We start from the raw sequence: 3896 nt of genomic DNA, 5'->3' as shown, positions 1-3896 counted from the left end.
CCCCGGCTCCCCCTCGACCGCCGGGAGCCGACCGCTCAGGCCAGCCCCTCCTGCTCCAACCACTCCTGGGCGACGTCGGCGGCGTTCTCGTTGCCGATGACCACCCGCTCGTTGAGCTGGGTGAGGGCCTCGGTGGTCAGGGCGGCGGAGACGGCGTTCAGCGCGCCCCGGGCGGTCTCGTCCACCTGCTCGCCGTTGACCAGCGGGGTGATGTTCTGCGCGCCGAACAGGTTCTCCGGGTCCTCCAGGACCACGAAGTCGTTCGCGGTGATCTGCGGGTCGGTGGTGAACAGGTTGGCCGCCTGGATGTCACCGTCCAGGAGCGCCTGTGTCAGCAGCGCCACCTCCAGGGAACGGAACTCGCCGAACTCCACACCGTAGACGTCGGCCAGGCCCACCACGCCCTGCTGGCGGGTCTCGAACTCCGGCGGGCCGCCCAGGGTCAGCTCCCCCGCGGCACCGGCCAGGTCCTCCAGGCTGGCCAGACCGTGCTCCTCGGCGACCTCGCTGGTGACGGTGACCGAGTCCTTGTTCTCCGCGCTGGAGGAGTCCAGGATCTCCAGGCCCTCGGGCAGCGCCTCGGTGACCCTCTGGTTGGTCTCCTCGCTGCTGCCGGTGGGCGCGTTCTCGTCGAGGTAGGCCAGGATCGCGCCGTTGTACTCGGGGAACACCGACAGGTTGCCGGACTCGATCTGCGAGTAGTAGACCTCGCGGCTGCCGATGCCGAGCTGGTAGTCGACCTCCACGCCCTCGGCCTCCATGGCCCGGCCGTAGATCTCGGCGAGCAGGGTGGACTCGGGGAAGTCGGCGGAGCCGATGACGACCGCGTCGCCGGAGCCGCCTCCGGACCCGCCGCCGCCCTCCTCCGCGTAGGGGTCGCTGGCGCCGCACCCGGTCAGGAGCAGCGCGGCCAGGGGCAGGGCGATTCTCTTGTACATGGGACCTTCTCTCTGGGGTGGCCTGGCCCTGTGACCCGGCCCGGTTCTGTGGTGTGGCCCGGCTCCGCGGCGCGGTCCGGCTCCGCCTAGCCCTGCGGCGCGGCCTGGCGCAGGCCGGGGGCGACCAGGAGCCGCCGCAGTCCGGCGAACACGAGCGTGGTCAGGACCGCGAGCAGCACCACCAGCACCGATCCGCCGAGCATCATCGTCAGGTCCTGGCGTGCCTGGCCGTCGACGATGTAGCGGCCCAGGCCGCCGACCCCCACGTAGGCGGCGATGGTCGCGGTCGCGACCACCTGGACGGCGGCGGTGCGCATCCCGATGAGGATGAGCGGCGTGGCCACGGGCAGTTCCAGGCGCAGCAGCACCTGGTGGCCGCGCATACCCATCCCGACGGCGGCGTCCCTGAGCCGGGGCTCCACACCGCGCACGCCCTCGTGGGTGTTGACCAGGATCGGGGGCACGGCCAGCGCCACCAGCGCGCACAGCACGGGCACGATCCCGATACCGGCGGCCAGCACGATGAGGAACAGGACGCCGATGGTGGGCAGGGCGCGGGCGAAGTTGGCGAGGCTGGTGGTGAGGAAGCCGCCCACACCGGTGTGCCCGGTGAGCAGTCCCAGGGGGACCGCGACGGCGGCGGACAGCAGCAGCCCGAGCAGCGAGTAGTAGACGTGCTCGCCCAGGCGCGCGGGGATGCCCGCGCCGCCGGTCCACTGGGCCGGGTCGGCGAACCACGCGACCAGGTCGTTGAGGATGTCCATGGCTACCTCTCCCCCGCCGTGCCACCGGTGCCCGGGTCCGCTGGCGACCGTCCCCCAGCCGCGGTCGCGGCCTGCGGCTCCGCTGCCGAACCCACTGCCGGGTCCGCCGCGGCCGCCTCCGCCGCGACCGCCCGGCGCCTGCGGCGCGGTACGGCGCCGTCGCGGCGCGACCAGGGGGTGAGCAGGCGCTGGGCGAGCACGAGCACCGCGTCGGTGACGAACGCCAGGGCCACGGTGAGCACGATGCCGACCACGATGGGCGCGTCGAACTGGCGCCGGAAGCCCTCGCTGAGGATGAGCCGGCCGAGCCCGCCCAGGCCCACCAGCGAGGCGACGCTGACCATGCTGATGGTGGCCACCGAGGCCACCCGCAACCCGGCGATGACCACCGGTACGGCCACCGGCATCTCCACGTACAGCAGGCGCCGCAGCGGACCGAAGCCCATGGCGACGGCCGCCTGGCGCACGTGGTCGGGAACCTGGCGCAGCCCGTCCACCACGTTGGGCAGCAGGATCACCAGGGTGTACAGGGCCAGCGGCACGACGGCCGTCCAGTCGCTGAACCCGGTGTAGGGCAGCATGAGGAAGAACAGGGCGATGGAGGGCACCGCGTAGAGCACGTTCACACCGGTCAGCACCGGCGGGTACAGGGGCTTCCAGCGCGCGCACGCCAGCCCCAGGGGCAGGGCGACCGCCAGTCCGATGAGGATGGACAGGTAGGACAGCCGCATGTGCTCGGTCAGGCGGGGCAGGACGCCCCGGTCCGGGTCGCCGGGGTGGCTCCAGTTCCCGACGCCCCAGTCCACGACGCGCACGACCCAGTCCCACGCCCCGGCGAGCGCCCCGGTGCCGGATCCGGCCGCGGACCCGGCGTCCCAGACCCCGGCGACGGCCTCGGCGATCACTCGGTCACCGACCACAGAGCGGCGCCCAGGTCGTCCTGCGAGACCACGCCGACCACCCGACCGTCGGCGTCGACGCCGACCGCGCGGCCCGCGGGCGAGAGCACCGCCGCGTCCAGGGCGGCGCGCAGGGAGTCGGTGCCCACGTCGAAGGTGTGGCCGAAGGGCGCGAGTTCGAGTGAGCCCAGGGCGGTGTCGGCGGGCGCGTCGGCCAGTTGCCGCGCGCTGACCCAGCCCAGGGGCATGCGGTCGCCGCTGACGACCAGGGCCCAGGGCTCGTTCCCGAGCGGGGCGACCGCGGCGCCCGCGCGCACGCTCTCCTCCAGGACGGCGTCCTGGCGCGGGGAGAGCCTGTCGGCCGGGAAGAAGGACAGGCGCCGCACTCCCCGGTCGTAGCCGATGAAGGACTCCACGAAGGCGTCCTGGGGCGCGGCCAGCAGGTTCTGGGGCGTGTCGTACTGGGCGAGCCTCCCGCCGGGGCGGAAGACGGCGATGCGATCACCGAGCCGGACGGCCTCGTCGATGTCGTGGGTGACGAAGACGATGGTCTTGTGCAGCTCCTTCTGCAGGCGCAGGAGCTCGTCCTGGAGGCTGGCGCGCACGACGGGGTCCACGGCGCTGAAGGGTTCGTCCATCAGCAGGATGGGCGGGTCGGCGGCCAGCGCGCGGGCGACGCCGACGCGCTGCTGCTGACCCCCGGAGAGCTGGTGGGGGTAGCGCCTGGCCTGGGCGGGCTCCAGACCTACCAGTTCCATCAGCTCCGCGGCGCGCGCCCTGGCCCTGGCCCGGCCCCAGCCGAGCAGCAGGGGCACGGTGGCGATGTTGTCGCGCACGGTGCGGTGCGGGAAGAGCCCGGCCTGCTGGATGACGTAGCCGATGGAGCGGCGCAGCGCGGCGGGGTCGCGCTCGCGCACGTCCTCGCCGTCGATGCGGACGGTGCCCCCGGTCGGTTCGACCATGCGGTTGATCATCCGCAGCGACGTGGTCTTGCCGCTGCCGGAGGGACCCACGAAGACCGTCGTCTGGCCGGTCTCGACGGTCAGGTCCAGCTGGTCGACGGCCACCGTGCCGTCGGGATAGAGCTTGGCGGCGCCCTCGAACGCGATCATCGGCGGTGTCGTCTCCATTCGGGGAACCGGAGGGTCCGGAAAGGTGAGGTGTGGCGAGGGGCAGGCCGTTCGCACGTTACCCCCGCGCGCGCTGGTCAAACCGTGAGGTGGAGGCCGTGACCGTACCGGGACCGAAGGTGGCGCGGACACGCCGAGGGGCCGGGTCGTGGGACCCGGCCCCTC

General features: G+C 73.2%; 4 protein-coding genes. All 4 read right to left on the bottom strand.

The window, feature by feature from the left end; all coding sequences use genetic code 11:
* Positions 1–35: 35 nt before the first annotated feature.
* The 4 genes from DQW06_RS09770 to DQW06_RS09755 all read right to left on the bottom strand — a co-directional run bounded on the left by DQW06_RS09770 (position 36) and on the right by DQW06_RS09755 (position 3713).
* Positions 36–938 carry an ABC transporter substrate-binding protein gene (locus tag DQW06_RS09770; RefSeq protein WP_013151455.1) on the bottom strand — a complete coding sequence of 301 codons (903 nt, stop codon included), beginning with the start codon at positions 936–938 and terminating at the stop codon, positions 36–38.
* An 86-nt stretch (positions 939–1024) separates the two neighbouring features.
* A complete protein-coding gene (locus tag DQW06_RS09765) occupies positions 1025–1702 on the bottom strand; it encodes an ABC transporter permease (protein ID WP_013151454.1) in 678 nt (225 codons plus the stop codon).
* Positions 1703–1704: 2 nt separating this feature from the next.
* Positions 1705–2607, bottom strand: coding sequence for an ABC transporter permease (locus tag DQW06_RS09760; RefSeq protein ID WP_013151453.1), 903 nt, complete (start codon positions 2605–2607; stop codon positions 1705–1707).
* Positions 2604–3713, bottom strand: coding sequence for an ABC transporter ATP-binding protein (locus DQW06_RS09755; protein WP_013151452.1), 1110 nt, complete (start codon positions 3711–3713; stop codon positions 2604–2606). Before DQW06_RS09755 ends, DQW06_RS09760 begins: the two co-directional genes overlap by 4 nt.
* Between the last annotated feature and the right edge of the window lie 183 nt (positions 3714–3896).

This window comes from Nocardiopsis sp. TNDT3, assembly GCF_003427465.1.
In the GTDB taxonomy this organism is placed as follows: Bacteria; Actinomycetota; Actinomycetes; order Streptosporangiales; family Streptosporangiaceae; genus Nocardiopsis; species Nocardiopsis dassonvillei.
The sequence above is the reverse complement of the archived record's forward strand: the minus strand, read 5'-3'. Positions and strand labels throughout refer to the sequence as shown.

What these genes read in the sequence shown, in the direction of transcription:
- DQW06_RS09755 (WP_013151452.1), bottom strand. Translation starts at nt 3,713, where the DNA reads ATGATCGCGTTCGAGGGCGCCGCCAAGCTCTATCCCGACGGCACGGTG.
- DQW06_RS09770 (WP_013151455.1), bottom strand. Translation starts at nt 938, where the DNA reads ATGTACAAGAGAATCGCCCTGCCCCTGGCCGCGCTGCTCCTGACCGGG.
- DQW06_RS09765 (WP_013151454.1), bottom strand. Translation starts at nt 1,702, where the DNA reads ATGGACATCCTCAACGACCTGGTCGCGTGGTTCGCCGACCCGGCCCAG.